Source organism: Microbacterium sp. NPDC058345 (assembly GCF_042723855.1).
Lineage (GTDB): Bacteria > Actinomycetota > Actinomycetes > Actinomycetales > Microbacteriaceae > Microbacterium.
In genome coordinates this window covers 223,294-249,043 of the sequence record NZ_JBHXIG010000002.1, presented here as the reverse complement: position 1 = coordinate 249,043, position 25,750 = coordinate 223,294, and the positions used below count along the sequence as shown (strand labels likewise).

At 69.4% G+C, this 25,750-nt stretch carries 30 protein-coding genes; 5 read left to right on the top strand and 25 right to left on the bottom strand.

The window, feature by feature from the left end; genetic code table 11:
* Positions 1-80: 80 nt before the first annotated feature.
* The gene (locus tag ACFWH5_RS08825; RefSeq protein WP_378834059.1) at positions 81-1,283 is read left to right on the top strand and encodes an MFS transporter; all 1,203 of its coding nucleotides are present in this window, start codon (positions 81-83) and stop codon (positions 1,281-1,283) included.
* Positions 1,284-1,408: 125 nt separating this feature from the next.
* On the opposite strand, the gene ACFWH5_RS08820 is transcribed toward ACFWH5_RS08825, so the two are convergent.
* The 3 genes from ACFWH5_RS08820 to ACFWH5_RS08810 form a co-directional block, all read right to left on the bottom strand.
* Entirely contained in the window at positions 1,409-2,335 is a 927-nt protein-coding gene (locus ACFWH5_RS08820; protein ID WP_378834057.1) for an alpha/beta fold hydrolase, read from the bottom strand.
* A gap of 72 nt (positions 2,336-2,407) precedes the next feature.
* Positions 2,408-3,352 carry a tetratricopeptide repeat protein gene (locus tag ACFWH5_RS08815; RefSeq protein ID WP_378834056.1) on the bottom strand — a complete coding sequence of 315 codons (945 nt, stop codon included), beginning with the start codon at positions 3,350-3,352 and terminating at the stop codon, positions 2,408-2,410.
* Positions 3,349-5,238, bottom strand: coding sequence for a glycosyl transferase (locus tag ACFWH5_RS08810; protein ID WP_378834055.1), 1,890 nt, complete (start codon positions 5,236-5,238; stop codon positions 3,349-3,351). Before ACFWH5_RS08810 ends, ACFWH5_RS08815 begins: the two co-directional genes overlap by 4 nt.
* Positions 5,239-5,412: 174 nt before the next feature.
* Here ACFWH5_RS08810 and ACFWH5_RS08805 point away from each other — a divergent pair, with 174 nt between their 5' ends.
* The gene (locus ACFWH5_RS08805) at positions 5,413-6,492 is read left to right on the top strand and encodes an AI-2E family transporter (protein WP_378834053.1); all 1,080 of its coding nucleotides are present in this window, start codon (positions 5,413-5,415) and stop codon (positions 6,490-6,492) included.
* Positions 6,493-6,562: 70 nt separating this feature from the next.
* Here ACFWH5_RS08805 and ACFWH5_RS08800 read toward each other — a convergent pair whose 3' ends face one another.
* From ACFWH5_RS08800 to rpsB, 8 genes are all read right to left on the bottom strand, one after another.
* A complete protein-coding gene (locus tag ACFWH5_RS08800) occupies positions 6,563-6,853 on the bottom strand; it encodes a hypothetical protein (protein ID WP_378834052.1) in 291 nt (96 codons plus the stop codon).
* Positions 6,854-6,862: 9 nt separating this feature from the next.
* Positions 6,863-7,522 (bottom strand): transglycosylase SLT domain-containing protein, encoded by a 660-nt coding sequence (locus tag ACFWH5_RS08795; RefSeq protein ID WP_378834051.1) that lies wholly within the window; start codon positions 7,520-7,522, stop codon positions 6,863-6,865.
* 46 nt (positions 7,523-7,568) lie between these two features.
* Positions 7,569-8,153, bottom strand: coding sequence for a DivIVA domain-containing protein (locus tag ACFWH5_RS08790; RefSeq protein WP_378834049.1), 585 nt, complete (start codon positions 8,151-8,153; stop codon positions 7,569-7,571).
* On the bottom strand, positions 8,153-9,400 hold the full coding sequence (locus tag ACFWH5_RS08785; protein ID WP_378834048.1) for a phosphatidate cytidylyltransferase: 1,248 nt from the start codon (positions 9,398-9,400) through the stop codon (positions 8,153-8,155). The genes ACFWH5_RS08790 and ACFWH5_RS08785 overlap by 1 nt, the downstream gene beginning before the upstream one ends.
* Positions 9,401-9,576: 176 nt before the next feature.
* A complete protein-coding gene (gene frr / locus ACFWH5_RS08780) occupies positions 9,577-10,131 on the bottom strand; it encodes a ribosome recycling factor (RefSeq protein WP_378834047.1) in 555 nt (184 codons plus the stop codon).
* Positions 10,132-10,205: 74 nt separating this feature from the next.
* Positions 10,206-10,922, bottom strand: coding sequence for a UMP kinase (pyrH, locus tag ACFWH5_RS08775; RefSeq protein ID WP_378834045.1), 717 nt, complete (start codon positions 10,920-10,922; stop codon positions 10,206-10,208).
* Positions 10,923-11,010: 88 nt separating this feature from the next.
* Entirely contained in the window at positions 11,011-11,838 is an 828-nt protein-coding gene (tsf, locus tag ACFWH5_RS08770; RefSeq protein ID WP_378834044.1) for a translation elongation factor Ts, read from the bottom strand.
* A 47-nt stretch (positions 11,839-11,885) separates the two neighbouring features.
* Entirely contained in the window at positions 11,886-12,797 is a 912-nt protein-coding gene (gene rpsB, locus ACFWH5_RS08765) for a 30S ribosomal protein S2 (protein ID WP_378834043.1), read from the bottom strand.
* A 310-nt stretch (positions 12,798-13,107) separates the two neighbouring features.
* Between rpsB and ACFWH5_RS08760 the strand changes: the two genes are divergently transcribed.
* Entirely contained in the window at positions 13,108-13,665 is a 558-nt protein-coding gene (locus tag ACFWH5_RS08760) for a murein hydrolase activator EnvC family protein (RefSeq protein ID WP_378834041.1), read from the top strand.
* Positions 13,666-13,671: 6 nt separating this feature from the next.
* Here the strand turns inward: ACFWH5_RS08760 and ACFWH5_RS08755 are convergent, their stop codons facing one another.
* From ACFWH5_RS08755 to ACFWH5_RS08715, 9 genes are all read right to left on the bottom strand, one after another.
* A complete protein-coding gene (locus ACFWH5_RS08755) occupies positions 13,672-14,586 on the bottom strand; it encodes a tyrosine recombinase XerC (protein ID WP_378834040.1) in 915 nt (304 codons plus the stop codon).
* A 76-nt stretch (positions 14,587-14,662) separates the two neighbouring features.
* Positions 14,663-15,850 carry a DNA-processing protein DprA gene (dprA, locus tag ACFWH5_RS08750; RefSeq protein WP_378834038.1) on the bottom strand — a complete coding sequence of 396 codons (1,188 nt, stop codon included), beginning with the start codon at positions 15,848-15,850 and terminating at the stop codon, positions 14,663-14,665.
* The gene (locus tag ACFWH5_RS08745) at positions 15,847-17,376 is read right to left on the bottom strand and encodes a YifB family Mg chelatase-like AAA ATPase (protein ID WP_378834037.1); all 1,530 of its coding nucleotides are present in this window, start codon (positions 17,374-17,376) and stop codon (positions 15,847-15,849) included. The genes dprA and ACFWH5_RS08745 overlap by 4 nt, the downstream gene beginning before the upstream one ends.
* Positions 17,373-17,735, bottom strand: coding sequence for a YraN family protein (locus ACFWH5_RS08740; protein ID WP_378834035.1), 363 nt, complete (start codon positions 17,733-17,735; stop codon positions 17,373-17,375). Before ACFWH5_RS08740 ends, ACFWH5_RS08745 begins: the two co-directional genes overlap by 4 nt.
* Before the next feature lie 107 nt (positions 17,736-17,842).
* Positions 17,843-18,166, bottom strand: a complete 324-nt coding sequence (locus ACFWH5_RS08735) for a DUF2469 family protein (protein WP_309129142.1) — start codon at positions 18,164-18,166, stop codon at positions 17,843-17,845.
* A gap of 33 nt (positions 18,167-18,199) precedes the next feature.
* Complete coding sequence (locus ACFWH5_RS08730) at positions 18,200-18,859, bottom strand: ribonuclease HII (protein ID WP_378834034.1); 660 nt, start codon at positions 18,857-18,859, stop codon at positions 18,200-18,202.
* Positions 18,856-19,587, bottom strand: a complete 732-nt coding sequence (gene lepB, locus ACFWH5_RS08725) for a signal peptidase I (RefSeq protein WP_378834032.1) — start codon at positions 19,585-19,587, stop codon at positions 18,856-18,858. The genes ACFWH5_RS08730 and lepB overlap by 4 nt, the downstream gene beginning before the upstream one ends.
* 128 nt (positions 19,588-19,715) lie before the next feature.
* Positions 19,716-20,063 carry a 50S ribosomal protein L19 gene (gene rplS, locus ACFWH5_RS08720; protein ID WP_309129139.1) on the bottom strand — a complete coding sequence of 116 codons (348 nt, stop codon included), beginning with the start codon at positions 20,061-20,063 and terminating at the stop codon, positions 19,716-19,718.
* Positions 20,064-20,233: 170 nt separating this feature from the next.
* Positions 20,234-20,722, bottom strand: coding sequence for an MFS transporter permease (locus ACFWH5_RS08715; RefSeq protein ID WP_378834030.1), 489 nt, complete (start codon positions 20,720-20,722; stop codon positions 20,234-20,236).
* Positions 20,723-20,828: 106 nt separating this feature from the next.
* On the opposite strand from ACFWH5_RS08715, the gene map reads away from it, so the two are divergent.
* Positions 20,829-21,611 (top strand): type I methionyl aminopeptidase, encoded by a 783-nt coding sequence (gene map / locus ACFWH5_RS08710; RefSeq protein ID WP_378834029.1) that lies wholly within the window; start codon positions 20,829-20,831, stop codon positions 21,609-21,611.
* Between the two features lie 23 nt (positions 21,612-21,634).
* Here map and ACFWH5_RS08705 read toward each other — a convergent pair whose 3' ends face one another.
* Genes ACFWH5_RS08705 through rpsP form a run of 5 tightly spaced genes read right to left on the bottom strand, consistent with a single transcriptional unit; the run spans position 21,635 to position 24,375 of the window.
* The gene (locus tag ACFWH5_RS08705; protein WP_378834027.1) at positions 21,635-22,372 is read right to left on the bottom strand and encodes a class I SAM-dependent methyltransferase; all 738 of its coding nucleotides are present in this window, start codon (positions 22,370-22,372) and stop codon (positions 21,635-21,637) included.
* Positions 22,373-22,407: 35 nt separating this feature from the next.
* Entirely contained in the window at positions 22,408-23,100 is a 693-nt protein-coding gene (trmD, locus tag ACFWH5_RS08700; protein WP_378834025.1) for a tRNA (guanosine(37)-N1)-methyltransferase TrmD, read from the bottom strand.
* Positions 23,101-23,120: 20 nt separating this feature from the next.
* A complete protein-coding gene (rimM, locus tag ACFWH5_RS08695; RefSeq protein WP_378834793.1) occupies positions 23,121-23,708 on the bottom strand; it encodes a ribosome maturation factor RimM in 588 nt (195 codons plus the stop codon).
* Positions 23,704-23,934 carry an RNA-binding protein gene (locus ACFWH5_RS08690; protein ID WP_378834024.1) on the bottom strand — a complete coding sequence of 77 codons (231 nt, stop codon included), beginning with the start codon at positions 23,932-23,934 and terminating at the stop codon, positions 23,704-23,706. Before ACFWH5_RS08690 ends, rimM begins: the two co-directional genes overlap by 5 nt.
* A 6-nt stretch (positions 23,935-23,940) precedes the next feature.
* Positions 23,941-24,375: a 30S ribosomal protein S16 gene (rpsP, locus tag ACFWH5_RS08685; RefSeq protein ID WP_378834022.1), complete on the bottom strand. Its 435-nt coding sequence runs from the start codon at positions 24,373-24,375 to the stop codon at positions 23,941-23,943.
* Between the two features lie 206 nt (positions 24,376-24,581).
* Here rpsP and ACFWH5_RS08680 point away from each other — a divergent pair, with 206 nt between their 5' ends.
* A complete protein-coding gene (locus ACFWH5_RS08680) occupies positions 24,582-25,730 on the top strand; it encodes a glutamate--cysteine ligase (protein ID WP_378834021.1) in 1,149 nt (382 codons plus the stop codon).
* Positions 25,731-25,750: the final 20 nt, after the last annotated feature.

The following is a 25,750-nucleotide window of genomic DNA, read 5'->3' as shown; positions in this document are numbered from 1 at the left end:
CTCACGTGTGAGGAGCGATCGGGACGGCTCACAAGCGGTGGTCAACTCGACTTCGTGGCGCTGATGTTGTCCCGCGCGGTATGAGCCGACCGCAGCTCCCCAGAGGCTTCAACGCCTGGGTGGCAACGTCAGTCGGCTCCGAACTCGGCTCTGGCGTGCTCGCCTTCGCCCTGACATGGGTTGCTTCCGGTCACGGTTCGCAGGTCGCGTCCTGGGTGCTGACGCTGACTGTGGCTCCTTCGGTCGCTCTCGGGCTTCTCGGGGGCGCGGTTGCCGACAGGTTCGGGGCGCGCCGTGTCATGATCTTCGGCACGCTGGCACTGATGATCGTGAGCGGCCTTCTCGCGGCCGCTGTGGCGCTGTGGGGAACACCTCCATTCCTGCTGATGGTCACGGCGACACTGATCGGTATCGTCGCGGCGTTCCATCGTCCCGCGGTGGGTGTCTTTCCCCGTCTCTTCGTCGCGGACAGCAGCGTGCTCGGTGCCGCCATGGCGCGAGCCGGAATGGCCGGCCAGCTCGCGCGAACGATCGCACCACCTCTGGGCGGGCTGCTCATCGGCGTGGTCACAGTGAGCGGGGTCGCGCTCGTCGACGTGCTGGGTTGCGTCGCCATGCTGGTCGCGCTTCTGCTGATCCATCCACCGCTCACGCAGGTACCCGCAGCAGAAGCCGTCACACTCCGCGGGGTTGTCACCGGCGTCACCACCGCCCGTGTCACCCGAGGCGTGCCCGCCTTGCTGCTGTGCGTAGCGATCGTCGCCGGCGCAGTCATCCCTGCTGTCCTGCTCGGTATTCCGCTGGCGGCCCGCGAGCGGGGATGGACGGCAGCCGAAGCGGGCTTGACCGAAGCCGGTTGGATCGCCGGAGGCCTGCTGAGCGGCGCATGGTTCGCCTGGCGCGGCACCGCGACCAAGGCATGGCGCCCGATGGCCGCCGGCCCGTTGATCGTCGCCGCAGGTCTCGGCCTCCTTGCCGGATCGCCGAGCTGGCCCGTCGCGGCGGCAAGCACCACTCTCATCGGTGTCGGAGTCGTCATCTTCACCGCGCACGTGTTCCCGATCTACATCCTGCTCGCGCCGCCGACGATGCTTTCGAGATTCCAAAGCCTGCTGATCCTCGTGCAACAAGCACCGCAACTGATCGTGAATCCATTGATCGGGCTGACCGTTGCAGCCGTCGGAGCAGGCCCGATGATCGCCGCGTCGGGAGGCATCGCCCTGCTCGCGTCCCTCGTTGTCGCGACGGACAAGACGTTACGCACGTCCACTGCGGGCGACTGACGCCATCCGAAGGCCCCGCCGTTCAACAGTTCTGACACACGCTCGTGGCGACCGTTTCAGGCCATTCCAGCAACTCGCGCCAGAAACGATCGTTCACGATGGGTGCACGCGCGAGGTGCGCGTGGTCATGTAGACATCGTCCGTATGGCTTCGCGAAGCAGCCGAACCGTCTGCGGTCCTCCGTGGCCTTCATCCGGTACCTGAACAAGCCGGCTTGCGGTCCACGCCTGGTGCAGGTCGAACGGCACGGACATGCTGGAGCTGAGATCCCGGCGACCATGGACCATCACGCCCGGAACCATCGCGATTCTCGCAATGTTCTCCAGGATGCCGGCTTCTCCAAGAAAGCCATGGTGGGACCAGTAGTGCAGAACGAGCGTGGCGAGTTCGAGGCGCTTGCGCGGATCGTTCCATCGCGTGTCAGGCGAGAAGTTCGGATCCAGCGACCCGTGGGTGTTCTCCCAACGTCCCCAAGCAATTGCTGCACGATCGCGCTCTTCGCTGTCAGCACTCGTGACAGCACGGTAGAGAGCGTCAACGACGCGCTCGGAAGATCTGGGGGCCGCGGCGCGTGCGAGCTGAGACCATTCGTCGGGAAACACTCGTCGGAGGTCTTGGGTGATCCACTCGACTTCTGACCGGCTCGTCGTCGTGACCGCGCCAAGAGCGAGCCCGATCACTCGCTCAGGATGAACCTCAGCGTAAGCCAGCCCGAGCGTTGACCCCCAGGAAAGTCCGGCGACGATCCATTGCTCGATTCCGAGGTGTTCGCGCAGCGCCTCGATGTCGTCGATCAGTGCCTGGGTGTTGTTGTGTGCCAGGGAAGGGGGATCGTCCACGGCTGAGGGTGTGCTTCGGCCGCAGCCTCGTTGGTCGAAGGCGACAACGCTGTTGATCGCAGGGTCGAAGAAGCTGCGATAGAAGGAGGTGATACCAGATCCGGGTCCGCCGTGGAGGAACACTGCGGGGACTGCACCGCGGCCGAACTGCTCCCAGTAGATGCGGACACCATGAGAGCGCTCGAGGTGTCCGTGCGCGAGAGGTGTACTCACGCTTTGACGTTAGCGACCTCTCACCATCGGCTCCACCTCCGACCGGCGCTGGCGCGCCGCATCCGGTGTCGCTCAGAAGAGCATCGAGGCGAGACGCGTCCGGGCGCTCGCCACGCGCGGATCGGATGCTCCGACGAGGTCGAAGAGCTCCACCAGCCGCTCGCGCACGGGAGCGCGCTCGCCGGCGGGAAGTGCCGCGAACAGGTCGAGCAGACGACCGAAGGCGTCGTCGATGTGACCGCCTGCGACGTCCAGGTCGGCCACGCGCAGCTGGGCGGCCACGTCATGCGGCGCGGCTGCGGCCTCGTCGCGAGACCTCTGCAGGTCCAGTCCCTGCACGCGGTCGAGCAGGCGCACCTGGCCGAGCCCGGCCTTGGCGTCCTCATCGCGGGGGTTCTCGGCCAGCGCCCGCTCGTACGCCGACACGGCGCGGGCGTAGTCACCTGCCTCGATCGCCTCGTAGGCCTCGGCGTGCAGCGGCGGCATCGGGGCCTCGGCGGCTTCAGCGGAGGCGACCGGCGTATCGGACGCGTCACCGGCGTCGACTGTGCCCGTGACGCCGTTCTGCGCGGCGACCTCGAGCAGCCGCGCGAACACCTCGCGAACCTGCTGCTCGGGAACCGCCCCGGTGAACATCGGCACGGGCTGTCCGCCGAGCAGGGCGACGACCATGGGGATCGACTCGGCGCGGAACGCCTGCGCGATCTGCGGATTCGCGTCGACGTCGACCTTGGCGAGCACCACCCGACCGTTGAGCTCGCGGGTCACTTTCTCGATCACCGGGCTGAGCTGCTTGCACGGGCCGCACCACTCGGCCCAGAGATCGACGACCACCGGAACGGTGCGCGACAGCTCGAGCACCTGTCCGAACGTCGCGTCGGTGACATCCACGACCACGCCGCCCGACGCGGCCGGCGTCGCATCCGCCTGCGTCTGCGTCTGCGACGGCTGAGGACGGTTGCGGAGAGTGGACAGGTCGACGGCGCCGCGGAGCGCGGCTGCGGAGATATCAGTCACTTGATCACCTTCACGCTGAGGAGGTTCTGTTTGTAGGCCAGCAGACGGATCTGCTCGGTCGAGCCCTGCGCGGGCACGGAGAAGTACAGCTGCATCCCGTACGTCGTCACCACGCCCTTCGCGGCCTCGGTGGCTCCGGTGAGCGCCTTCGCCTCGGCGTTGTCGCCGTACCGGATGACCGCGTCCTTGCTGGTGGGCGTGACGGTCTCCGTGTCGACGACGCTGACGACGACGATCGCGCCGCTGTCGAGGGTCGCCATGGAGGTCGGCTCCAGCTCCGCCGGTTTCATGTCGAAGCTGGCCTTCGAGGTCTTCGAGGCTCCCTTGTCCGCCAGTGCCTTGACGACGACCGCGCGGCTTGCGCGCACATCAGCGGCGAACTTCTGCGCCACCTCGTCGAAGCTGCCCGCATACTCGCTCTTGTCACCGGCATCCACGAAGTCCGAGAACGCGGCGGCGAGCTCCTCCGGCGCCAGCGACAGGAACGGCGACTCCGCGGGAACCCGCGTGGTCCCGAGCCAGGCCGGCGCGACGTCGGGGAACTGTCCCGACGCGGGCATCTCGGCGATGTCGGACACCCGATAGTTCGACCACGGATCCGCCTGCGTCATGGTGAGCATGACGGGTGCGACGGTGTCGTCCCCCTCAGCGACGGTGAGCACGAGGACCGTCCGCGGCCAGCTGTCTGTGGCCTCCGGCAGCAGGATGCTGACCTCGCTCCGCGGAGAGGCGACCTGCGGTTCGCGGTCGGCGATCTTGCCGCGCAGCGTGTAGTCGGTGCGGCGTGCTTCCAGCGCCGGACCGGTGAGTCGCGTCTCGGCGAGATCGATGTCGCGGTCCGCATCCGCCTTCTCGATCGTCGCGACGATATCGGCGATGATCCGGTCGGCCTGCTTCTCGCCCACCGCCGGCGGCTTCTGATTCTCCGGCGCCACCACACTGGGCGTCGGGCTCGGCGTGGGCGTCTCACCGCCGAACTGCGGCCACGACTCTGCCGAGCAGCCGGTGGCGAGCACGGCGGTCAACGCCAGCGCAGGAACCGCCAGCCCGGCACGCCGGGCGAGCGTTCCGCGGTCACCGCCCGCCCTGCGCCCGGCACGCCCGGAGTTCGTGTCCTCGGGGTCCGTGGTCTCCCCCGTGGCAGGCCCGGTGTCGGCGTCTCCGCCGCCGGACGAGGGCCCCGCCTCGATCGCATCGCGCTCCGGCGCGGCCGGCAGCCGGATCGGCTCGGTCGCCGGCAGCGGGCCAGGGCCCTTGCGGCGGGGGCCGCGGCCACGGCGCTGGTACCGGATCGCCAGCACGTAGAGGACGAGGCCCGCGGCGAGCATCACCACGCCGGCCGTGATCAGCGGGCCGGCGAGCGGTGTGCGGGTGTCGAGGCGCCACGAGACGAGGATGTCCGCCGGAGCCGCTTCGACACCGTCGCGGGCGATCAGGACGCTGTTGCCCTCGGTCAGCTGGAGCGGGGCGACGAGCGAGTCCTCCTCGCTGAACGAGTCGAGCCACAGGTCGGAACCCCGGGGGTCCCGTCCGGTCGTCGCCTCGTCGTCCGCGGCCGGCAGGGCGGCGTCGACGTGCGTCGACTCCGGGGATCCATCGCCGTTCAGGGTGACCGCGTTGTATGAGGCGTCGGACAGCCACGCCGTCAGATCGGCGGTGCGACCGTAGGCGACGAAGATCTCGCCCTCGCCGCGCACCAGCAGTGTCTGCAGACCGGAGTGCGCACGCAGCACCTCGGCGTCCACGAGGACGTACGGCTCGGGCTGCTCCACGTTCAGCTCCATGCGCTGCTCTGTCGGCCCCATGAAGACGGTGCGCTGAGCGATACCGGCTCCGATGAGAACCGTGGCCAGCACGAAGGCCACGACGGCCCAGACGAAACGCACGAATCAACTCCTTACGTGACCCCGGCATCCGCCGACGGTCCCCGCTCGACATTCCAGACTAGCGAAAGCACCTGTGCATTGCCCACGAACGCACCGCATGAGGGCCTCCGGCACGTCGAACAGGCAGCGCGGGTGGACGGCAATTAGGCTTGCACGCATCCGGTCAGGAGAGACATGAAGATCCATAATCCGTTCCGCACCGCCCTGGTGGCCACGCTCGGCGTCGGTCTCGGCGTCATCCTGATCACCGGCGCGCAGACGCTGTCGACGGTCATCCTCTACATCGGAACAGCGCTGTTCCTCAGCCTGGGCCTGGACCCGCTGGTCTCCTTCCTCGAGAGCAGAGGACTCCCGAGGTGGGCCGCCGTGCTCGCCACGATCGTGGGAGTGCTCGGCATCTTCGTCGTCATCGTGCTCATCGTCCTGCCCGTCGTCGTGCAGCAGGTGTCGCAGCTGGTCGAGCGGATCACGCTGCTGATCATCGACGGCGACGAGACCGTGCAGAACTTCAAGGACTGGATGACCGAGACCTTCCCGAATCTGCAGGTCGACGCGGTGTTCGCCTATGTCGAGAACTGGATGCAGGAGGAGGACTGGGCCAGGACCGTCACCGAGTGGAGCAGCTCGATCGGTCAGGGCGTCCTCGTGGTCGGCGGTGCAGTGCTCGCCGGGCTGTTCGGCGCGTTCATCGTGCTCGTGCTCACCATCTACTTCACCGCCTCCACCCCGTCGCTGAAGGGCGCCGTCTACCAGCTGGTGCCGGCGTCGAAGCGCGAGCGATTCATCGACATCGCCGACCAGATCACCGACTCCGTCGGACATTACGTGATGGGCCAGGTCACCCTCGGCGTGATCAACGGCATCCTCAGCGCCATCTACCTGTCGATCATCGGCGCCCCCTTCACCGCTGTGCTCGCCGTCATCGCGTTCTTCTTCTCGCTCATCCCGCTGGTGGGCACCCTCACCGGATCCACGCTGATCGTGCTGGCCTGCCTGCTTCCCGGCGTCGGCTCCCCCGGCACCGCACTCGCGGCCGCGATCTGGTACCTGGTCTACATGCAGGTGGAGGCGTACTTCATCGCGCCGCGGATCATGAGCCGTGCCGTCGCCGTTCCCGGTGCCGTCGTGGTGATCGCGGCCCTCGCCGGCGGCGCCCTGCTCGGACTGCTGGGTGCGCTGATCGCGATCCCGGTGGCGGCGAGCATCCTGATCATCTATCGCCAGGTGCTCATCCCGCGCATGAACGAGAGGTGATCCTGGCGCGGCCGACGACGCCCGGCGGCGTGTGCGCGACCGGGGCCGGTGAGCGTGGGGAGTCCGCGCGTCAGGCGATTCGCCAGCAGTGCGAATGCCAGTGCCTGCGCGCCGCCAGATCGGCCGTCTCACCGAGGACGCCGTCCGCCCGCCAGGCGACGAGGTGCGCCGTGCCCGGCGCGATCGTACGGCCGCATCCGGGGCAGACGTACTCCTTCACCGCCTGCATCGCCGAGACGGGCTGCACGGTCCACTCCCTGCCGCGTCGCGTCTCGGAGCGCTTCCATCCGGCGAGGAGACGATCGAACGACTCGTCGGCGCGGGACTGCTGGTCAGACCGTCGTCTGCGTGATCGTGCCATGCCGCCGGTCTACCACCAGTGGTTGCGCGTCCAGAAGTCGTACGCGGCCGACCAGCTTCCGTAGCGTCCCACCGCGTAGCCGTTGGCCCAGCGAAGGTTGTCCACCGGGTTGTAGCCGTTGCCGGGCACCTTGCTGCAGGGCAGCGCCTGGACGAGGCCGCACGCGCCGGAGGACGCGTTGGTGGCGTTGGGGTTCCAGCCGCTCTCCCGGGAGACGATGTAGTCGACGTACGGCCAGTCGCTGGACGCGATGCCGGCCGCCGCCATCCAGTCCTCCTTGCTGCCGCCGCCGGTGTAATGCGGAGGCCCGGAGGGAGCGCTGCCGCCGCCGTCGGTGCTCGCCGGCACGGGCTTCGGCTTGGGCTTGGGCTTCGGCTTGACGTACACCTCGAAGGTCCCGCGAGCCAGCGGCGCGATGTCTGCCCCCTCGACGGTCACCGTGATGTTCTGGGTGTCGTCGGCGGCGAGGGAGAAGGCGGTCACGGGCGCATCGGCCGCGGCCGAACCGGCGGTGGCGATGCCCGTGGGGGCGATCATGGCTGCCGAGAATCCGACCACGGCGAGTGCGGCGAGCACCGCGCTCACGCGGCGGCGCACGGGCGCGGGCTTCTTCCGGCCCGCCGTCGCCGGGCGCGGCGAGGCCGAGATCGATTCGTTATCGGGAGTCACGATGGCCTTCAGTCTACGCAGAGGTCCCTGAAACATCCATGAGAACTCACCGGACGGCGAGCATGACCTCGACGGTGGCGTCGAGCAGCGCATCGACCTGCTCCTCGCGGTAGCCGCCGCGCTGCATGCGGAACGCGGCGGCGCGCACCTGTTCGACCGTGAGCGGATCTCCGTCACGCAGGAACGCGGAGATGCGCCCGGCGACGTGATCGACCTCATCGACGCGGTAACCGAAGGTCAGGATGCCGGTGCGCGCGAACCGGTGGCCGGCCGGGCGGCCCAGGTGATCGAGGATGACCTGGGCATCCTCTCGAGCGCGCGCGACCCAGGCCTCCACACCGAGCGTGCGCACGGCGCGCTCGCGAGCCCGCGCCGCGAACGCGTCCTCGACACGGCCGAGAGCCGCATCCACATCGCTCACGGCGTAGCCGTTCTTCACCAGCGGGAACGACGCGATGCGCACGTCGTCGGCCGAGAAGTCGCCGCGGCCACTCTCGAAGGCGGCGCGCGCGGACTCCAGGAACGTGTCGACGGCCGCGCGGTGATAGCCCTTCTCCCGGCCGCTCGTCAGAGGGAAGGCGGGCGGACGCTCCTCCTGCATGCCGAGGTCCTCGAGGTCTGCGTTGGCCATCATGACACCGTCCAGGGGGTGAGCAGGAGCGAGAGCGCGAGCGCGGGGATGGTCGAGGGCAGGATGCTGTCGAGCCGGTCGAGCAGACCGCCGTGGCCAGGAAGCCAGGAACTCATGTCCTTGATGCCGAGGTCGCGCTTGAGCATGGACTCGCTCAGGTCGCCGAGGGTCGCGGAGATGAGGATGGAGATGCCGAGCACCAGCCCGCACCACCACGGCAGCTGCAGGAGGAAGATGGCGAGAAGGACACCGGCGAGGAGCGAGGCGAGCACGGCTCCCCCGAAGCCCTCCCAGGTCTTCTTGGGACTGATGCGCGGCGCCATCGGGTGTTTGCCGAAGGCGAGGCCGGAGGCGTATGCGGCGGTGTCCGCGACGACCGCGATGATGATGAACGAGAGCACCCACAGCTCGCCGCGGTCGCGGTTGAGCAGCATCAGCGCCACGGAGGTGAGAAAGGGCACGTAGACCTGCACGAACGCGCCGACCATGACGTCGGAGAGCACGTCGCCGTAGGTGCGGCCGTCCTTCGCGATCATCTGTCCGATCATCCGCCAGACGGCGACGAAGGCGGTCGCGGCGAACAGCACCACCCAGCTCAGCCACAACGCGGCGAAGTATCCGGTGCACACGACGACGGCGCCCGCGATCAGCTGGGGCACGACGTCGACGCGTCGTCCTCCCCCGCGCAGCGCCCTGCTCAACTCGTAGGTGCCCAGCATCGCGACCGCGACGGCGATCGGGATGAACAGCTCTTTGATGAACAGCAGCGAGGCCAGCAGCACGGCTCCGAAACCGACGCCGATGAGGATGGCGACGATCAGGTCCCGCCCGGTGCGCTGCTTGATGCGCTCGTTGGCCTGCTCGAACTGGTCGCGCGCATGCGAGACGTGCGACTCGAGCTGATCGCGTGCCTGCGAGACGTGACCGCCCAGATCACCTCGCGCGACGCGCCACTGCTCACGGATCGCACTGTGATCAGCGGTGCCGAGCTCGCGGTGAGCGGCCCCGCTCGCATCCGGGCGCCTCTCCCCGACGGGATGCTGCGCGTCGCGGGCCACCGGCGATGCGTCGCGGGCCACCGGCGATCCCGCGCGAGCCGGCCGTGCCAGAGCGTCCGGGGTGCCCGGCAGAGGAGGACGCGGCGGGACATCGCCCACGTCGAAGCGCGGGAAGGCGGCGTCGGTCAGCGGCGTGGAGTCGGCGGGTTCGTCCCTCTGCACCGGCACACCGCGGACGGGCGTCGCCACGTCCTCCGGATCCGTCCCGGCAGGCCCGGGCGGGCGCGCCGCTGCCGTCTCCGGGGTTCGCCCTGGTTCGGCAGCGGGTTCGCTCTTCCGCCGCCGCGCCGACGGGTCGCCCGCCCGGGCTTCACGCCGGGTGCGCGGCCGATCGTCGGCGTCGCTGCTGTCGCCAGACATCCGAGTCAGACCTCGAGAAGCTCTGCCTCTTTGCGCTTCAGTGCCTCATCGATCAGGTCGACGTGCTGGCGGGTCAGAGCATCCAGCTCCTTCTCGCCGCGCGCGATCTCGTCCTCGCCGATGTCGGCCTTGAGCGCGTCGAGCTCGTCCTTCGCCTTGCGACGGATGCCGCGCACGTGCACCTTCGCATCCTCGCCCTTGGAGCGCACCAGCTTCACGTACTCCTTGCGACGCTCCTGAGTGAGCTCCGGCATGGTCACCCGGACGATGTTGCCGTCGTTGCTCGGATTGGCACCGAGGTTCGGCATGTCGCGGATGGCCTGTTCGATGGCCTTCAGCGCCGACTTGTCGTAGGGGGTGATGACGAGCGAACGCGCTTCCGGGTTGGCCATCGAGGCGAGCTGCGCAAGCGGCGTCGGAGAACCGTAGTAGTCGACCAGCACCTTCTGGAACAGCTGGGGGTTGGCGCGCCCGGTGCGGACCGTGGCGAAGTCCTCCTTGGCGGCTTCGACCGCGCGCGTCATGCGTGCAGTGGTTTCAGCGAGGACATCCGCGATCACGGGGGCTCCTTACGTCAGGGGTTTCCAGCAATTCTAGCCGTCGGGGTCGGTGCCGCATGCGAGCGGCAGGCCGCTCAGGCGGTGACCAGCGTGCCGATGGGCTCACCCAGCAGGGCGCGGGTGACGTTCCCGCTGGGCTCCATGCCGAACACGCGCATGTCCATGTTGTTGTCCATGCACAGGCTGAAGGCCGTCGAGTCGACGACCCGCAGTCCGCGCTGCAGCGCGTCGCGGTAGGTGACGCGCTCGATGCGCTCAGCGGTGGAATCGGTCTTCGGGTCGGCGGTGTACACGCCGTCGACGCCGTTCTTGGCGACGAGCACCTCCTGCGCGCCGATCTCGAGCGCGCGCTGGGCGGCGACCGTGTCGGTCGAGAAGTAGGGCAGCCCGGCTCCCGCTCCGAAGATCACGACACGGCCCTTCTCCATGTGGCGCTCCGCACGCAGCGGGATGTACGGCTCGGCCACCTGCGTCATCGAGATGGCGGACTGCACGCGGGTTGCGGCGCCGGCCTGCTCGAGGAAGTCCTGCAGCGCGAGCGCGTTCATCACCGTGCCGAGCATGCCCATGTAATCCGCTCGTCCCCGATCCATGCCGCGCTGACTGAGCTCGGCGCCGCGGAAGAAGTTGCCGCCCCCCACGACGATCGCGATCTCGACCCGGTCGACGGCCGCCGCGATGTCGCGGGCGATCTGACTGACGACGTCGGGGTTCACCCCGAGCCGGCCGCCGCCGAAGGCCTCGCCGGAGAGCTTGAGCAGGACGCGACGGCGTCCGGTGCGTTCGGTCATGGGTTTCCTCTCGTCCCGATTCAAGATAGTGCCTGAAGGGCATGAAGAAGGGGGTCCGGATCATGAGATCCGAACCCCCTCGTCGTCGTTACGCGCCGACCTTGAAGCGCGCGAAGTCCGTGACGGCGATGCCGGCATCCTTCGCGACCTGGCCGACCGACTGCTTGTTGTCCTTGGCGTAGTCCTGCTCGAGCAGGGCGACCTGCTTGAAGAACGCGGACACGCGGCCCTCGACGATCTTCGGCAGGGCAGCCTCGGGCTTGCCCTCGTTGCGGGAGATCTCGGTGACGATCTCGCGCTCCTTCTCGACCTCGGCCGCCGGGACGTCCTCACGGGTGAGGTACGAGGGGTTGGCGAACGAGATGTGCTGAGCGATGCTGCGCGCGGTGTCGGCGTCGGAGCCCGTGTAGGCGACGACCACGCCGATCTGCGGGGGCAGATCCTTGCTGGTGCGGTGCAGGTAGACCGAGAGTCCCTCGCCCTTGACGGTGCGGACGCGACGCAGTTCGACCTTCTCGCCGATGATCGCAGCCTCGTCGGAGATGAGCTGCTCGACCGTCTGCTCGCCGGCCGGAGCCGCGAGAGCCGCCTCGATCGAGTCGGCGCCGACGGCGGCGACCGCGTCGGCGACCTTGTCGGCCAGTGCGATGAAGCGGTCGTTCTTCGCGACGAAGTCCGTCTCGCAGGCGAGCTCGATCAGCGTCACGGCGCCGTCCTGCTCACGGGCGACGACCAGGCCCTCGCTGGTGGAGCGGTCGGCACGCTTCGCGTTGCCCTTCGCGCCCTTGAGACGGAGGATCTCGGTCGCCTTCGCGACGTCGCCGTCAGCCTCTTCCAGCGCCTTCTTGGTGTCGACCATTCCGGTGCCGAGCTGCTCACGCAGCGCCTTGATGTCGGCGATGGTGAAGTTGGCCATGTGTGGTGGCTCCTTGCTTCGTATCTGTGCGTGTGTGTGCGTGGGGCTTACTTGGCGTCGGCCTCGGCCGGGGTCTCGGCCTCGGCGGGTGCCTCTGCGTCCGCGGCCGGAGCCTCGGCGGCGTCGGCTGCCGGAGCCTCGGCGGCGTCGGCTGCCGGAGCCTCGGAAGCGGTCTCCGCCGGAGCGTCAGCGGCCGCGGTCTCGGCACCCTGCTCGAGAAGCTCCTTCTCCCACTCGGCCAGCGGCTCGGCGTCGCCCGACTCGGGGTTGTGCTTCTGCTGCAGTCCCTCGGCCGCGGCGTCAGCGATGATGCGCGTCAGCAGCGAGACCGAGCGGATCGCGTCGTCGTTGCCGGGGATCGGGTACTGGAAGTCGTCCGGGTCGGCGTTGGTGTCGAGGATGCCGATCACCGGGATGCCGAGCTTCTTGGCCTCGTCGATGGCGAGGTGCTCGCGCTTGGCGTCGACGACCCAGAGAGCCGACGGCGTCTTCGACAGGTTGCGGATGCCGCCCAGCGACTTGTGCAGCTTGTCGAGCTCGCGCTTCTTGAGCAGCAGCTCCTTCTTGGTGAAGCCCGAGGCGGCGGGGTTCTCGTAGTCGAGCTCCTCGAGCTCCTTCATGCGGGCGAGACGCTTCGCGATGGTCGAGAAGTTCGTGAGCAGACCGCCCAGCCAGCGCTGGTTCACGAACGGCTGGCCGACGCGCGTCGCCTGCTCGGCGAGGATCTCCTGCGCCTGCTTCTTGGTGCCGACGAAGAGGATGGTGCCGCCGCGGGCGACGGTCTCCTTGACGAAGTCGTAGGCCTTGTCGATGTACGACAGCGACTGCTGAAGGTCGATGATGTGGATGCCGCTGCGCTCGGTGAGAATGAAGCGCTTCACCTTCGGGTTCCAGCGACGGGTCTGGTGTCCGAAGTGCACGCCGCTGTCGAGCAGCTGGCGGATGGTGACCACAGCCATGGTCTTCTCCTGGTTCTGGCGCTCTCGCGCCGTTGAGGTTGATACGCCGATCGAGCGATCGGCCGTCCTGGCGCCCGGCGCACACCCGCCCTCCTGCGGAGGGACCTGTGGGAGTGGATGCCGCGACCGAAGTCGCAATGGGCACGCGTAGTCACCTCGAAGTCGAGGTGCATCGACCAGTGTACAGGATCCGCCCGTCATGCTGCCGCCGGGATCCGTTCGCTCTGCACTGTCTGCCGGAGGCGGCGGGTTGTCCACCAGCGCCGGCAGCCGGGCTCACCGCCGCGTCGGGTGGTGACAGAGTCGTCGCATGCCGGGCATCGGAGGTCATGGTCGTCACGGAGTCCGCAGAGTCGGCGTCGTCGCGATGCTCGCCGGCGCCCTGATGCTGGGCGCCACCACCACGACCGCCGGCGCGGACGACCGCCCCGGCACCCAGGAGCCGGCCGCTCCCGGCTACCCGTGGACCTGGCCGGTCTCCGGCCCACGGACGGTCGTCGAGCCCTTCGTCGCCCCGGCGCATGACTACGGCCCTGGTCATCGGGGCATGGATGTCGTCGCGCTCAGCGGCACGGAGGTGCGCTCGCCGGCTGCCGGCGTCGTCGCGTTCCGCGGGGTCGTCGTCGACCGGCCGCTGATCACCATCGACCACGGCGCAGGACACGTGACGACTTTGGAGCCGGTGCGGTCAGCGCTCGTTCCCGGCGCACGGGTGACGGCAGGGCAGGTGGTCGGCACGACGGCGACGGGAGGTCACTCCGCACGCGGCACGCTGCATGTCGGCGTGCGCGTGCATGAGGTCTACGTCAACCCGCGCCCGCTGTTCGGCGCCGTGCCGAGGGCCGTTCTGCTGCCGTGCTGCGAGTGATCGCGTTCAGGCGCGCGGGTGCGCGAGCCGGTAGGTCGAGACGAGCCGTTCCGATGACACGTGCGTGTAGATCTGCGTCGTGCCGAGGCTGGCGTGGCCGAGGATCTCCTGGACGGCGCGGAGGTCCGCTCCCCCGTCGAGCAGGTGCGTGGCCGCGGAGTGCCGCAGGGCGTGCGGTCCGACCGTGTCGGCGCCGACGACTGAAGAGAGAGCCTGCGCGACGAGCGCATAGACGGTGCGCGGTCCGATCCGCCCGCCCCGCGCCCCGAGGAAGACTGCGGGCGTCGCGCTCCCGCTCTCGCTCTCGCGGCGTGACGCGAGCACCGGCCGCGCCCGCGTGAGGTAAGCCGAGATGCCCTCGCGCGCCGGGATGCCGAACGGCACCACCCGCTCCTTCGAGCCCTTGCCGATGACGCGCGCGGTGGCGCGGTCGAGGTCCACGTCGTCGATGTCGATGCCGCACAGCTCCGACACGCGCATCCCCGATCCGTAGAGGAGTTCGAGCACGGCGTGATCTCGCAGGGAGACGGGATCTCCGTCGTCGGCCGCGGCGCGCCGGCCGTCCAGCATGGTGCGCACACCCTCCGCCGAGGCGACCACGGGAAGTGTGCGGCCTCGCTTGGGCGTCACGAGTCGGAGACTGGGATCGGTCGTGATCAGCTCCTCATCCTTCGCCCAGGCGAAGAACGACCGCGCGGCTGCAGCGCGCCGCGCCAGCGTGCTGCGGGCGTCGCCGCGCTGCGTCGCCGTCCACATCCATTCGCGCAGCGCCTCGAGATCGATCTCGCCGAGGGGTATGTCCCCGACAACGGCTGTCAGGTCGCGCAGGTCGGCACGATAGGCGCGCACGGTCGCCGGGGAGAGGCGACGCACCTGCGTGAGATGCGCCAGGAACGCGTCGGCGGCCACTGCCAGCTTCATGCTTCCAGCATGGCGTGCCCGGAGCGCTCCGGGGCGAGCCTCGCCGGGGCGTCGCCGCGACCGTGCGGGCGAGACGCTACACCTTGGTCTGAGCGGTCCAGCCGGCTTCCGTCCGCTGCACACGGCCCTCGAGCCCGAGCATCCCCAGCAACCCGCGGACGCGCTCGAGAGGGAGCCCCGTGCGCCGCGCCAGCTCCTCGGGCGAGAGCGGCGTGCGGCCGCTGAGCGCGTCCAGCAGACGCCGCCGATCGGGATCCGCGGCGCTCGCGCCGGCCGAGGACGAGCCTCCTCCGCCGCCCCAGAGCTCCCTCACCTCCTCGGCGGTGGTGACGCACACCGCGTCGAATTCCCGCAGTAGCCGGTGGCACCCGGCCGACGCGGCGGAGGTGACGGGGCCGGGCACCGCACCGAGCGGTCTGCCCAGACTCGAGGCATGCCCGGCGGTGTTCAGCGAGCCGCTGCGCCACCCCGCTTCGACGACGACCGTCGCGAGGCCGACGGCCGCGATGAGCCGGTTCCGCTGCAGGAACCGCCATTTGGTGGGCGCCCCGCCGCAGGGCACCTCGCTGATCACGGTCCCTGACCTGCGGATGCGGTCGAACAACTGCTGATGCCCGATCGGATACGAGCGGTCCACACCGCCGGCGAGGAAGGCGACCGTGGGTCCGCCCGCGCCGAGAGCCGCCCGGTGCGCGGCGCCGTCGATGCCGTATGCGCCGCCCGACACCACGACGGTGCCGTCGGCCGCGAGGTCGCCGGCCAGCTCCGCGGCGACGCTCTCGCCGTACGGGGTGGCGGCTCGTGCACCGACGATCGACACGGTGCGGGCGGCGCCGAGCGTGTCCGGTTCGCCTCGCGCCCAGAGCACGAGTGGGGCATGCGGCCCCAGATCCTCGAGCATGTCCGGCCATTCCGGATCACCGGGAAGCAGCATCCTTGCGCCGACCTCGTGGCAGCCGCGCAGCGCATCCACGACCGCACCCGGATGCGCGCGCGGCAGCCAGCGCGCCCGTGCCTCGGACACCGCCCTCGGGTCACCGAGATCCGGGAGTGCTGCGCTGTCCGAGAGCGCGAGCTCGAGAGCGTGGACCGGGCCGCAGGCCGCGATCAGCGCGCCTGCCACACCGTCACCCGGTTCCACGAGCGCCGACCACGCGGCGCGTGCGGCCACCACGGCCGGATCGTCGTCCGGCCGCAGAAGCGCGGCCGTTCTGAGCACCTGCTCGTCGCCGACGAGGGAGAGGGCGGTGGTCGTCGCCGTCATGCGAGAAGTCCCTTCTTCAGAAAGAGCGCGCGGCCGATCTCATCGGCGCCGGGCGAATCCGATCCCGCGAGGTCAGCCATCGTCCACGCCAGCCGCAGGACGCGGTCATAGGCCCGTAGTGTGAGCAGGCCGCGCTCCAGTGCGCGATCCAGCGGCGCCCGGACGCCGGGTGGCAGGCGCAGTGCGCCCTGGCGCAAGCGCGCGCCGGGGACGTCGCCGTTCAGCTGCCACGGCGCGCCCCGCCAGCGCGCCTCGGCGGCCTCCCGCGCGGCGAGCACGCGACCCCTCGCGATGTCGGAGGACACCGCGGAGCGTTCTCCGGAGGTCGCCCTGGACGCCGCGACGCGGGCGACCTGCAGGTCGATGTCGATGCGATCGCGAAGCGGCCCGGAGAGCCGTCCGGCGTACCGGCGGATCGCCATCGGCGGGCACGTGCACTCGGCGCCCCGCACGCCGTAGTTGCCGCACGGGCAGGGGTTCATCGCCAGCACGAGCTGGAATCGGGCGGGGAAGCTCGCGGTGAAGCCCGTGCGATGCACTTCGATGCGCCCGGATTCCAGCGGCTGCCGCAGAGCGTCGAGCGCGACGCGCTGGAATTCAGGCGTCTCGTCGAGGAACAGCACGCCGCGGTGCGCCCGCACGATGGCACCGGGGCGCACGACACGCGATCCGCCGCCCACCAGGGCTGCTGCCGAGGCGCTGTGATGCGGTGCCTCGAACGGCGGGACGGGGTCGAGGCTCATCACCCCTTCGCCCGAGAGCGAGCGGATCGCCGCAACCTCCAGCGCCTGCTGCTCGTCCAGGGGCGGCAGGATGCCCGGCAGGCGACGCGCCAGCATGGTCTTGCCGGCCCCTGGTGGTCCGCTGAGCATCAGATGGTGCCCTCCCGCCGCGGCGACGATGAGGGCATCCACCGCTTCGTCCTGGCCGACGACGTCGCTGAGATCCAGTGCATCCGGCGCGGTCGCCGGATGCGGCGGGCCCTGCACCGGCTCGACGTCCTCCACCTCGATCTCCGCGCCGTGCGCGGCGGCGACCTCGGCCAGCGAGGCAGCCGTGCGCACGTCGATCCCCGGTACGAGCCGCGCCTCCTGCCCATTGGCGTGCGGTACGACCACCCTGCCGAAGCCCGCCCTGGCGGCGGCGTAGACGGCGGGCAGCACGCCGGCGACGGGACGCAGCCTGCCGTCCAGACCCAGCTCACCGATGTGCACGGTGGAGCGGATCGCCCTCGCCGGCAGGGCGCCGCCCGCCGCCAGCGTGGCCACCGCGATGCCGAGATCGAAACCCGACCCGTGCTTGGGAAGGCTCGCGGGTGAGAGATTCACGGTGAGCCGTCGACGCGGCACGTCCAGACCGGCATTGGCGCAGGCGTTGTGCACCCGCTGCACGGCCTCGCCGAGCGCCTTGTCGGGCAGCCCGATGATCTTGAACTCCGGCGTCTGGTTCGAGAAATCGGCCTCGACCTCGACCATGTGCCCGTCGACGCCGGTGAGCGCGACGGCCCAGGTGCGTGCGGTGCTCACAGCAGGTCCACCAGATGCTCGAGCCGTGCTGTGCCGGCATCCGCTCCGATCAGGCCGACGGCCTCGAGACGCAGCGTGCGGTGGCGCGCCTGATCAGGGTGCGCCTGCGCCCACGCGAAGGCGAGTCGCCAGAGGCGACGCCGCTTGCGCTCGTCGATCGCCTCGAACGGATGCCCGAAGAGCTCCGAGCGACGCGACTTGACCTCCACGAAGCACAGCGAGCCGCCGGCCACGGCGACGATGTCGATCTCGCCCTGCGCGCACCGCCAGTTGCGATCGAGGATCGCGTAGCCGCGGGCGGTGAGATGGTCGACCGCCCGCTGCTCCCCCGCTCTGCCGAAGTCGTCTTTCGCTGCCATGCCGACAGCCTGCGGCACGTGCCCGGTGGCGGAAGGCGCCGATCACGGTGCCTGGGGAAAGACCGAGCGGATCTGCGGATGTGCAGAGCGAACGGGATGCCGCGGTGTCACTTGCCGTCGAGCGACAGCTCCTCGGGCAGCTCGAACTCGCGTCGCTGCAGCTCCTCGACGTTGACGTCCTTGAAGGTCAGCACCCGCACGGCCTTGACGAACCGGTCGGCGCGGTAGATGTCCCACACCCACACGTCGTTCATCGAGATCTCGAAGTAGAAGTCGTGCTCGGTGTCGCGCCGCACGACGTTGACCTCGTTCGCGAGGTAGAAGCGACGTTCGGTCTCGACGACGTACTGGAACTGCGAGACCACGTCACGGTACTCACGGAACAGCGCGAGCTCGAGCTCGCGGTCGTATTCGTCGAAGTCCTCATCCATGATGACTCCATCCTATGAGCACCGACGCGCCGGTCAGAACAGGGTCGGGGCGTCGGCGATCGCCCACGACGAGCGATGCAGCGGCGACAGGCCGAGGTCGCGGATCGCCTGCCGGTGCTCCGGACTGGCGTAGCCCTTGTTCCGGTCCCATTGATAGGCGGGATGCTCGGGATGCAGAGAGGCCATCAGGGTGTCGCGAGCGACCTTCGCGATCACGGATGCCGCCGACACCGACGCGCAGTCGCGATCGGCCTTGACGACCGGTCGCACGCGCAGCGGTGCCGGATGCACGCGCGAGACGTAGTCGTGGTTGCCGTCGAGGATCACCAGGGTGCGCTCGAGGCTCACGCCATCATCGACGACGGCCTGCACGGCACGGGACGCGGCCAGGCCGAGCGCGCGCGTGATCCCGACCTCGTCGATCTCCGCCGCGGTCGCCCAGCCCACTCCGGAGTGGCTGACCCACCCGCGGGCGCGATCCGCCATGGCGGGTCTGCGCTTCTCCGTGATGAGCTTCGAATCGCGCAGTCCGTCCGGCACCCGCCGGCGCGCGCCCGCGGCATCCATCACCGTGGCACCGACGGCGACCGGTCCGGCCAGCGCTCCGCGACCGACCTCGTCGAGGGCGATGATCAGGTCGAACTCCTTCAGCAGCGACCGTTCCAGGGTGAGTCTGGGCGCGACGACGGTCATTCGTCCTCCGGCACATCCCGGTACACCCTGTCGTGGGTGTCGATCAGCCCGAACCGGTCGAGCGGCCACGTCGTGAGGAAGGCGCGGCCCACGATGTTCTCCAGCGGCACGAATCCACCGCCGGGAAGATCCTGGTGGGCCCGCGAGTCCTGGGAGCGGTCGCGGTTGTCGCCCATCACCCAGATCGCGTCGGCCGGCACGGTGACGTCGAAGTCCGTGTTGGAGGCGGCGGTGTCGCCGTCGGGGAGGTTGAGATACGACAGCTCGTCGATCGGAGACCCGTTGATCGTGACCTGACCGAGCGCGTTGCAGCACACCACATGATCACCCGGCATGCCGATCACCCGTTTCACGAGGTGATCCTGTGAATCGGTGGCCGAGATCCCGACGAAGGTGAGCACCCAGTCGATCGCTTCGATGAGCGGAGGGCGGGCCGGTGTCTGCGGTGCTGCCGGCAGCCAGCCGCCCGGATCCTTGAACACCACCACGTCGCCGCGCTCGTAGCCCGCCCAGCGGGGGCTGAGCTCGTCGACGAGGATGCGGTCGTTGACGAGCAGCGTGCGCTCCATCGATCCCGACGGGATGTAGAACGACCGGACGACGAACGACTTCACCACGAAGGACACGAGCGCCGCGATGAGGATGATCACCAGGACGTCACGCAGGAACACGAGGAAGCCGCGGTGACGCTTCGGCGGCGAGGCGTGGTCGGCGGCGGCGGTCGTCATCTGCATCCTGTCAATCGAGCGTGCCGCGCAAGACGGCAGTACCAGGTTCGCACATGACGGCGCGAACCAGAGAACCCCGGCACACCGTGGTGTGTCCCGGGGTTCTCATCGAGGCTGCTGCGAGAGAGTCAGTTCTCGCGCTTCTCCTTGATCTTCGCCTTCTTGCCGCGCAGGTTGCGCAGGTAGTACAGCTTGGCGCGGCGCACGTCACCGCGGGTGACGACCTCGATGTGGTCGATCACCGGCGAGTGCACCGGGAAGGTGCGCTCCACGCCCACCTGGAAGCTGATCTTGCGCACGGTGAAGGTCTCGCGGACGCCGTCGCCCTGACGGGCGATGACGACGCCCTGGAAGACCTGGATGCGCGAGCGGCTGCCCTCGGTGATGTTCACGTGCACCTTGACGGTGTCACCGGGGTTGAAGACAGGGATGTCGGAACGGAGCGAAGCCGCGTCGACGGCGTCGAGGATCTGCATGATCGTCTCTCTCTGCACTCGCCACAGGTCGGGTGCATGATTCAAAGGAACAAGAACGGGTGTGTGCCGAACGGCGCGCGTGGCGTCCGTGGGCTCCCCTGAGGCAGAGCCGGGTCACGGCACAAGAGTCCATTCTGCCATGAACGGGGCACCGCACCAAAAGCGGCGCGTCAGTCTTGGGAGCGGAGCTCGTCGATGATGATCACGTCGGGAGACTTCCGGGACCGGTTCGCGTCGGCGGACGGCTTCACCGACCAGGTGATCGTCTCGCGGATGCGTGCTCCGCTGCCCCGCGCCTCGCTCCACAGCTGCCACAGCTGCAGCCAGATCAGGGCGATGCCGACGACGATCGCCCCGGTGAGCAGCCAGCCGAACGCGCCGTCGATGAAGCAGCCGACGGCGATGGTGAGCCCATGCCACAGGCCGAACCCGGCGACGTCCCACCAGGACAGCGCACGCTCGGCGCGCACCGACGGACGCGAGCGGGTCAGCAGCGTGAGCACGAGCTGTCCGACGAAGACGGCGGGCATCGCCATCAGAAGCACCCACAGCAGCGCCCAGCCGCTCTGGCCGAAGATCGCCCAGCCCACGAGCATCCACAGCGGCAGCACGAACGCGGCCGGCAGCAGCCAGCGGAAGAACGCCTGTCGCAACCACATGCTTCGATCGTACGCCGGGCACTCCCGGCGGGCGAACGAGTTCGCTGTGGGCTTTCGCAGACCGCACATCGGCGAGAATGGATGCTGACGAGAGGATCTTCCCGACATGATCGAACTGCGCACCCCCGCCGAGATCGAAGAGATGCGCGCCGCAGGCCGTTTCGTGGCCGAGACGCTGGCGACCCTGCGCGAGGACACGAAGGTCGGCACGAACCTGCTGTCCATCGACCGCCGCGCGCACGATCTGATCCGCAAGGCGGGCGCCGAGTCGTGCTACATCGACTACGCGCCCTCGTTCGGCAACGGTCCCTTCGGCAAGGTCATCTGCACGTCGATCAACGATGCGGTCCTGCACGGCCTGCCGCACGATTACACCCTCCGCGACGGTGACCTCGTCTCGCTCGACTTCGCGGTCTCCGTGGACGGCTGGGTGGCCGACTCGGCGGTGTCGTTCGTGGTCGGCACCGCGCGCGATGAGGACCTTCGGCTCATCGACACGACGCAGCGCGCCCTCGCCGCGGCGATCGAGGCGGCCGTGGTGGGTCATCGGATCGGCGACATCTCCGCATCCATCGCCTTCGTCGCGCACGGCGAGGGCTACTCGATCAACACCGACTTCGGCGGGCACGGTGTCGGGCGCACCATGCACGGCGACCCGCACGTCGCCAACGACGGCCGTGCCGGGCGCGGCTTCCCGCTGCGCGCGGGCCTCGTGCTCGCCCTGGAGCCGTGGTTCCTCGGCAGCACCGACGAGCTGATCACCGACCCGGACGGCTGGACCCTGCGCAGCGCCGACGGCTCGCGGGGCGCTCACTCCGAGCACACCGTCGCCATCACCGAGAACGGGCCGATCGTCCTGACCGACCGCTCCTTCCTCGGCGTCGACTGACCGCCGCCTCCGCGCCGGTCCGCTCAGGCCGCCCGGTACACGTACACGTCCGTCACCTGCGGCAGCTCGAACTCCTCGCGCCCCGCGGTCTCCGGGTCCGCGTCGAGGATGTCCTCGATCTTCCCGACCATGCGGGCGCGGTCGACCGCGGATGCCGCCAGGAACGAGCTCACCGTGAGCCAGCGAGCGAGGTAGTCGCCGCGACGGATCCGCTCACGCCACGGGATCTGCACGAACCTCGGCTCCGCGAAACCGGGAAGCAGCTCCACCACATCGGCGGATGCCGTCAGGCCGTCGCCGAGTCCGGGATGCGCGACGCGAGTGCACGCCCTGTCCCACGCGCAGCCGGCGTCGGAGTGGTTCCAGAGCAGGCCGAGCACGCCACCGGGCACCAGCACACGGCGGATCTCGGCGCACGCGGGCTCACGGTCGAACCAGTGGAACGCCTGCGCGACGGTGACGACGTCGACCGACGCGTCGGCGACCGGGATGCTCTCGGCGCTGCCGATGCGCGCGTCGACCCCGGGCAGCTTGTCGCGGAGCACCGCGAGCATCTGCGCGGAGGGCTCGACGCCGATCACCCGCGATGCCCGCCTGATCAGCCGCTCGGTGAACTTGCCGGTGCCCGCGCCAAGGTCGAGCGCCGTGTCGACCGGCACGGGGATGATCGCGTCGGCGGCGGCATCCGGAAAGCCCGGCCGATACCGGTCGTAGTCCGCGCCGATGTTCTGGAAGGACTTCGCCAGGGTGTCGTCGGCCATGACGTCGACGCTACCCGACGGGAGCGTCCGCGCCGTCAGTCCGCGAGCAGGTCCGGTCGGCGACGCCGGGTGCGCTCGAGCTGCTGTTCGTGCCGCCACGCCGCGACACGGCCGTGATCGCCGCTGCGGAGCACCGGCGGGACCTCACGCTCCCGCCACACCGCGGGCTTGGTGTACGACGGGTACTCGAGCAGGCCGTCCTCGTGCGACTCCTCGACCAGGCTCTCCGGGTTGCCGACGACGCCGGGGATCAGTCGTCCGATCGCCTCCACCATCGCCATCACCGCGACCTCTCCCCCGTTGAGCACATAGTCGCCGAGGCTGATCAGCCGCACCTCGCCGAGGGAGGCCGCGTAGTCGAACACGCGCTCGTCGATGCCCTCGTACCGTCCGCATCCGAAGAGGAGATGCTCTCGGGTGGCGAGATCGCGCGCGGTCGCCTGACTGAACACCTCGCCTGCCGGCGAGGGGAAGATGATGGTGGGACGCGATTCGGGGGTGGACGTGGAGAGCTCGTCGAGGGCGAGCCCCCACGGCTCCGGCTTCATCACCATCCCCGCTCCGCCGCCGTACGGGGTGTCGTCGACGGTGCGGTGACGGTCGAAGGTCCAGTCGCGCAGGTCGTGCACGTGCAGGTCGAGGATGCCGGAGCTCTGCGCCTTGCCCAGCAGCGACAGCGTCAGGCCGTCGAAGTAGGACGGGAAGATCGAGACGATGTCGATGCGCATGCGTCGATGCTCACCAACGGTCATTCCGACGCGGCGGACGCGTCGCCGCCCGACGCCGTCGTCTGGTCGTCCGCGGGGAGCTCTTCGAACAGCCCGGTGGGCGGGGTGATGACGATGCGGCCGGCCGTCGGGTCGACGGAGGGCACGAAGGCCTGCACGAAGGGCAGCATGACCTCGCGGTCGCCGGTCTTCACGATCAGCAGATCTTGTGCCGGAAGGTGTTCGACACGCAGCAGACGGCCGATCACGGCGTCGTCGCGCACGACGTCGAGACCGACGAGCTGGTGGTCGTACCAGGCGTCGTCCTCGGGCTCGTCATCCTGGTCGACCCAGAGGATCGCCCTCACCAGCGACTCGGCCGCCGTGCGGTCCTCGACGCCATCCAGGAAGACGACCGAATTGCCGTTCATGACGCGGTACTCGCGCACCGTGACGGTCTTGCCGTGCCAGGTGGAGGCTTCGGGCACCTGCAGGGTGAACTCCGCGCCGGGGACGAACCGTCGCTCGGGGTTGTCGGTGTACAGCTCCAGCTTCAGCGCACCCTTGAGGCCGTGTGCCTTGAGAAGGCGGCCGACGCGGAGCTGGTTCCTCTCGGCGGCCACGTCAATCGTCCGCGACGTCCACGCGGACGCGGCGGCCGTCGGCGAGTGCGGATATGAGCGTCCGCAGCGCTTTGGCGGTGCGGCCGCCGCGCCCGATCACCCGACCACGGTCATCCGGGTGCACGTGCACCTCGAGCAGGTCGCCACGAGGCGACGCGGATTCGGTGATGCGGACGTCCTCAGGGTGATCGACGATCCCCTTGACGACGTGTTCGAGCGCGGCGGCGAGCACGACGGATTACTCCGCGTCGGTCGCAGCCTCGGCTGCGTCCTCGGCGGGAGCGTCGGCAGGAGCCTCCGCAGCGGGAGCCTCCTCCTTCTTCTCAGCCTTCGGCTTGACGACCGACTTCTTGGCGGCGTCGACCTCGAAAGCCGGCTTGGGCTCGGCGGTCTTGAGGGTGGACTTGGCGTCCTTGTCGCCCTTGAACGTGCCCCAGTCGCCGGTGATCTTCAGCAGCGCGGTGACCTGCTCGGTCGGCTGCGCGCCGACCGACAGCCAGTACTGCGCACGCTCGGAGTCGACCTCGATGAACGAGGGCTCCTCGGTGGGGTGGTACTTGCCGATCTCCTCGATCACACGACCGTCGCGCTTGGTGCGCGAGTCGGCGACGACGATGCGGTAGTACGGCGCGCGGATCTTGCCCATGCGCTTGAGACGGATCTTGACAGCCACGATTCTCCTGAATGGTGTGGAAAGGAAGATGAACCGGTCGCCTGGAGGTGGGGTGCACACCCGGCGGAAGCTCTGCGGGTGGACGGATGCTGGATAGAGGGTCGAGCAGGCCGTCCGACCCTCTATTCTGCCAGATCAGGCGCGCTGCGCGAAACCGGGCGACACGGACCGTGGTCGGCCCGGAACCGGCGTGTCAGACTGAGCGCGTGCCGCTCGACTTCGCGCCGTCCGCCCGGTCCACGGTGGGCCTGGAATGGGAGATCATGCTCGCCGATCCGCGGACCGGCGATCTCGTCGGACGCGCGCCGGAGCTGCTCACCTCCCTCGAGGCGCAGAGCGCCAGGGAGCGCCACACCGTCACCGGAGAGCTGCTGACGAACACCATCGAGGTGACCAGCGGCGTGGGAACCCGCGTCGCGGACGCCGTCGACGACATCGCCGCGGCGATCGCGGCCGTACGCCGGTCGACGGATCCCGCGGGCGTGGCGTTGCTGAGCGCGGGCAGCCACCCGTTCGCGCAGTGGTTCGATCAGCGGGTCACCGACAAGACCCGTTATCACACGCTGATCGAGCGCACCCAGTGGTGGGGGCGCAACATGATGATCTGGGGCATCCACGTGCATGTCGGGGTCGACGACCGCGACAAGGTGCTGCCCATCATCGGCGCACTCTGCTCCTTCCTGCCGCACCTGCAGGCGCTGTCCGCGTCGAGCCCGTACTGGGCGGGCGAGCGCACCGGGTACGCCTCGAATCGCGCGCTGGTCTTCCAGCAGCTGCCGACCGCGGGTCTCCCCTGGCCGCTGCGCACCTGGCGGGAGTTCGAGAGCTATCTCGACGACATGTTCCGCACCGGCGTGATGACCGATGCCTCGGAGGTGCGGTGGGACATCCGCCCCGCACCGAAGTGGGGAACGATCGAAGTGCGCGCGTGCGACGGGATGTCGACGATCACCGAGTTGGCGTCGGTGGCCGCCCTTACCCAGTGCTTGGTCGAGCACTTCTCCCGCGAGCTCGACGAAGGCCGTGTGCTGCCCACATTGGCACCGTGGTTCCATCGCGAGAACAAATGGCGCGCGGCCCGCTACGGGCTCGATGCCCGTGTGATCGTCGACGAGGCAGGATCGCAGGTGCCCGTGCGGGAGCACCTCGCCGCCGTGATCGACGACCTGCTGCCCGTCGCGCGCGACCTCGGCTGCGTCACCGAGCTCGAAGGCGTGCGCGCGATCCTCCGAGGCGGCGCGAGCTATGCGCGCCAGGTGAGTGCCGCCGAGGCGGCGGAGGGCGATCTGCGCGCCGTCGTGCATCACCTGATCCGGGAGTTCCGCGCGGGTCCTGCGGGGTCGGCACCGAACTGATCCGCCGTCCTCGACGGGAT

What these genes read in the sequence shown, in the direction of transcription:
- ACFWH5_RS08825 (WP_378834059.1), top strand. Translation starts at nt 81, where the DNA reads ATGAGCCGACCGCAGCTCCCCAGAGGCTTCAACGCCTGGGTGGCAACG.
- ACFWH5_RS08805 (WP_378834053.1), top strand. Translation starts at nt 5,413, where the DNA reads ATGAAGATCCATAATCCGTTCCGCACCGCCCTGGTGGCCACGCTCGGC.
- ACFWH5_RS08800 (WP_378834052.1), bottom strand. Translation starts at nt 6,853, where the DNA reads ATGGCACGATCACGCAGACGACGGTCTGACCAGCAGTCCCGCGCCGAC.
- ACFWH5_RS08790 (WP_378834049.1), bottom strand. Translation starts at nt 8,153, where the DNA reads ATGGCCAACGCAGACCTCGAGGACCTCGGCATGCAGGAGGAGCGTCCG.
- pyrH (WP_378834045.1), bottom strand. Translation starts at nt 10,922, where the DNA reads ATGACCGAACGCACCGGACGCCGTCGCGTCCTGCTCAAGCTCTCCGGC.
- tsf (WP_378834044.1), bottom strand. Translation starts at nt 11,838, where the DNA reads ATGGCCAACTTCACCATCGCCGACATCAAGGCGCTGCGTGAGCAGCTC.
- rpsB (WP_378834043.1), bottom strand. Translation starts at nt 12,797, where the DNA reads ATGGCTGTGGTCACCATCCGCCAGCTGCTCGACAGCGGCGTGCACTTC.
- ACFWH5_RS08760 (WP_378834041.1), top strand. Translation starts at nt 13,108, where the DNA reads ATGCCGGGCATCGGAGGTCATGGTCGTCACGGAGTCCGCAGAGTCGGC.
- ACFWH5_RS08755 (WP_378834040.1), bottom strand. Translation starts at nt 14,586, where the DNA reads ATGAAGCTGGCAGTGGCCGCCGACGCGTTCCTGGCGCATCTCACGCAG.
- dprA (WP_378834038.1), bottom strand. Translation starts at nt 15,850, where the DNA reads ATGACGGCGACGACCACCGCCCTCTCCCTCGTCGGCGACGAGCAGGTG.
- ACFWH5_RS08740 (WP_378834035.1), bottom strand. Translation starts at nt 17,735, where the DNA reads ATGGCAGCGAAAGACGACTTCGGCAGAGCGGGGGAGCAGCGGGCGGTC.
- ACFWH5_RS08735 (WP_309129142.1), bottom strand. Translation starts at nt 18,166, where the DNA reads ATGGATGAGGACTTCGACGAATACGACCGCGAGCTCGAGCTCGCGCTG.
- ACFWH5_RS08730 (WP_378834034.1), bottom strand. Translation starts at nt 18,859, where the DNA reads ATGACCGTCGTCGCGCCCAGACTCACCCTGGAACGGTCGCTGCTGAAG.
- lepB (WP_378834032.1), bottom strand. Translation starts at nt 19,587, where the DNA reads ATGACGACCGCCGCCGCCGACCACGCCTCGCCGCCGAAGCGTCACCGC.
- rplS (WP_309129139.1), bottom strand. Translation starts at nt 20,063, where the DNA reads ATGCAGATCCTCGACGCCGTCGACGCGGCTTCGCTCCGTTCCGACATC.
- ACFWH5_RS08715 (WP_378834030.1), bottom strand. Translation starts at nt 20,722, where the DNA reads ATGTGGTTGCGACAGGCGTTCTTCCGCTGGCTGCTGCCGGCCGCGTTC.
- map (WP_378834029.1), top strand. Translation starts at nt 20,829, where the DNA reads ATGATCGAACTGCGCACCCCCGCCGAGATCGAAGAGATGCGCGCCGCA.
- ACFWH5_RS08705 (WP_378834027.1), bottom strand. Translation starts at nt 22,372, where the DNA reads ATGGCCGACGACACCCTGGCGAAGTCCTTCCAGAACATCGGCGCGGAC.
- trmD (WP_378834025.1), bottom strand. Translation starts at nt 23,100, where the DNA reads ATGCGCATCGACATCGTCTCGATCTTCCCGTCCTACTTCGACGGCCTG.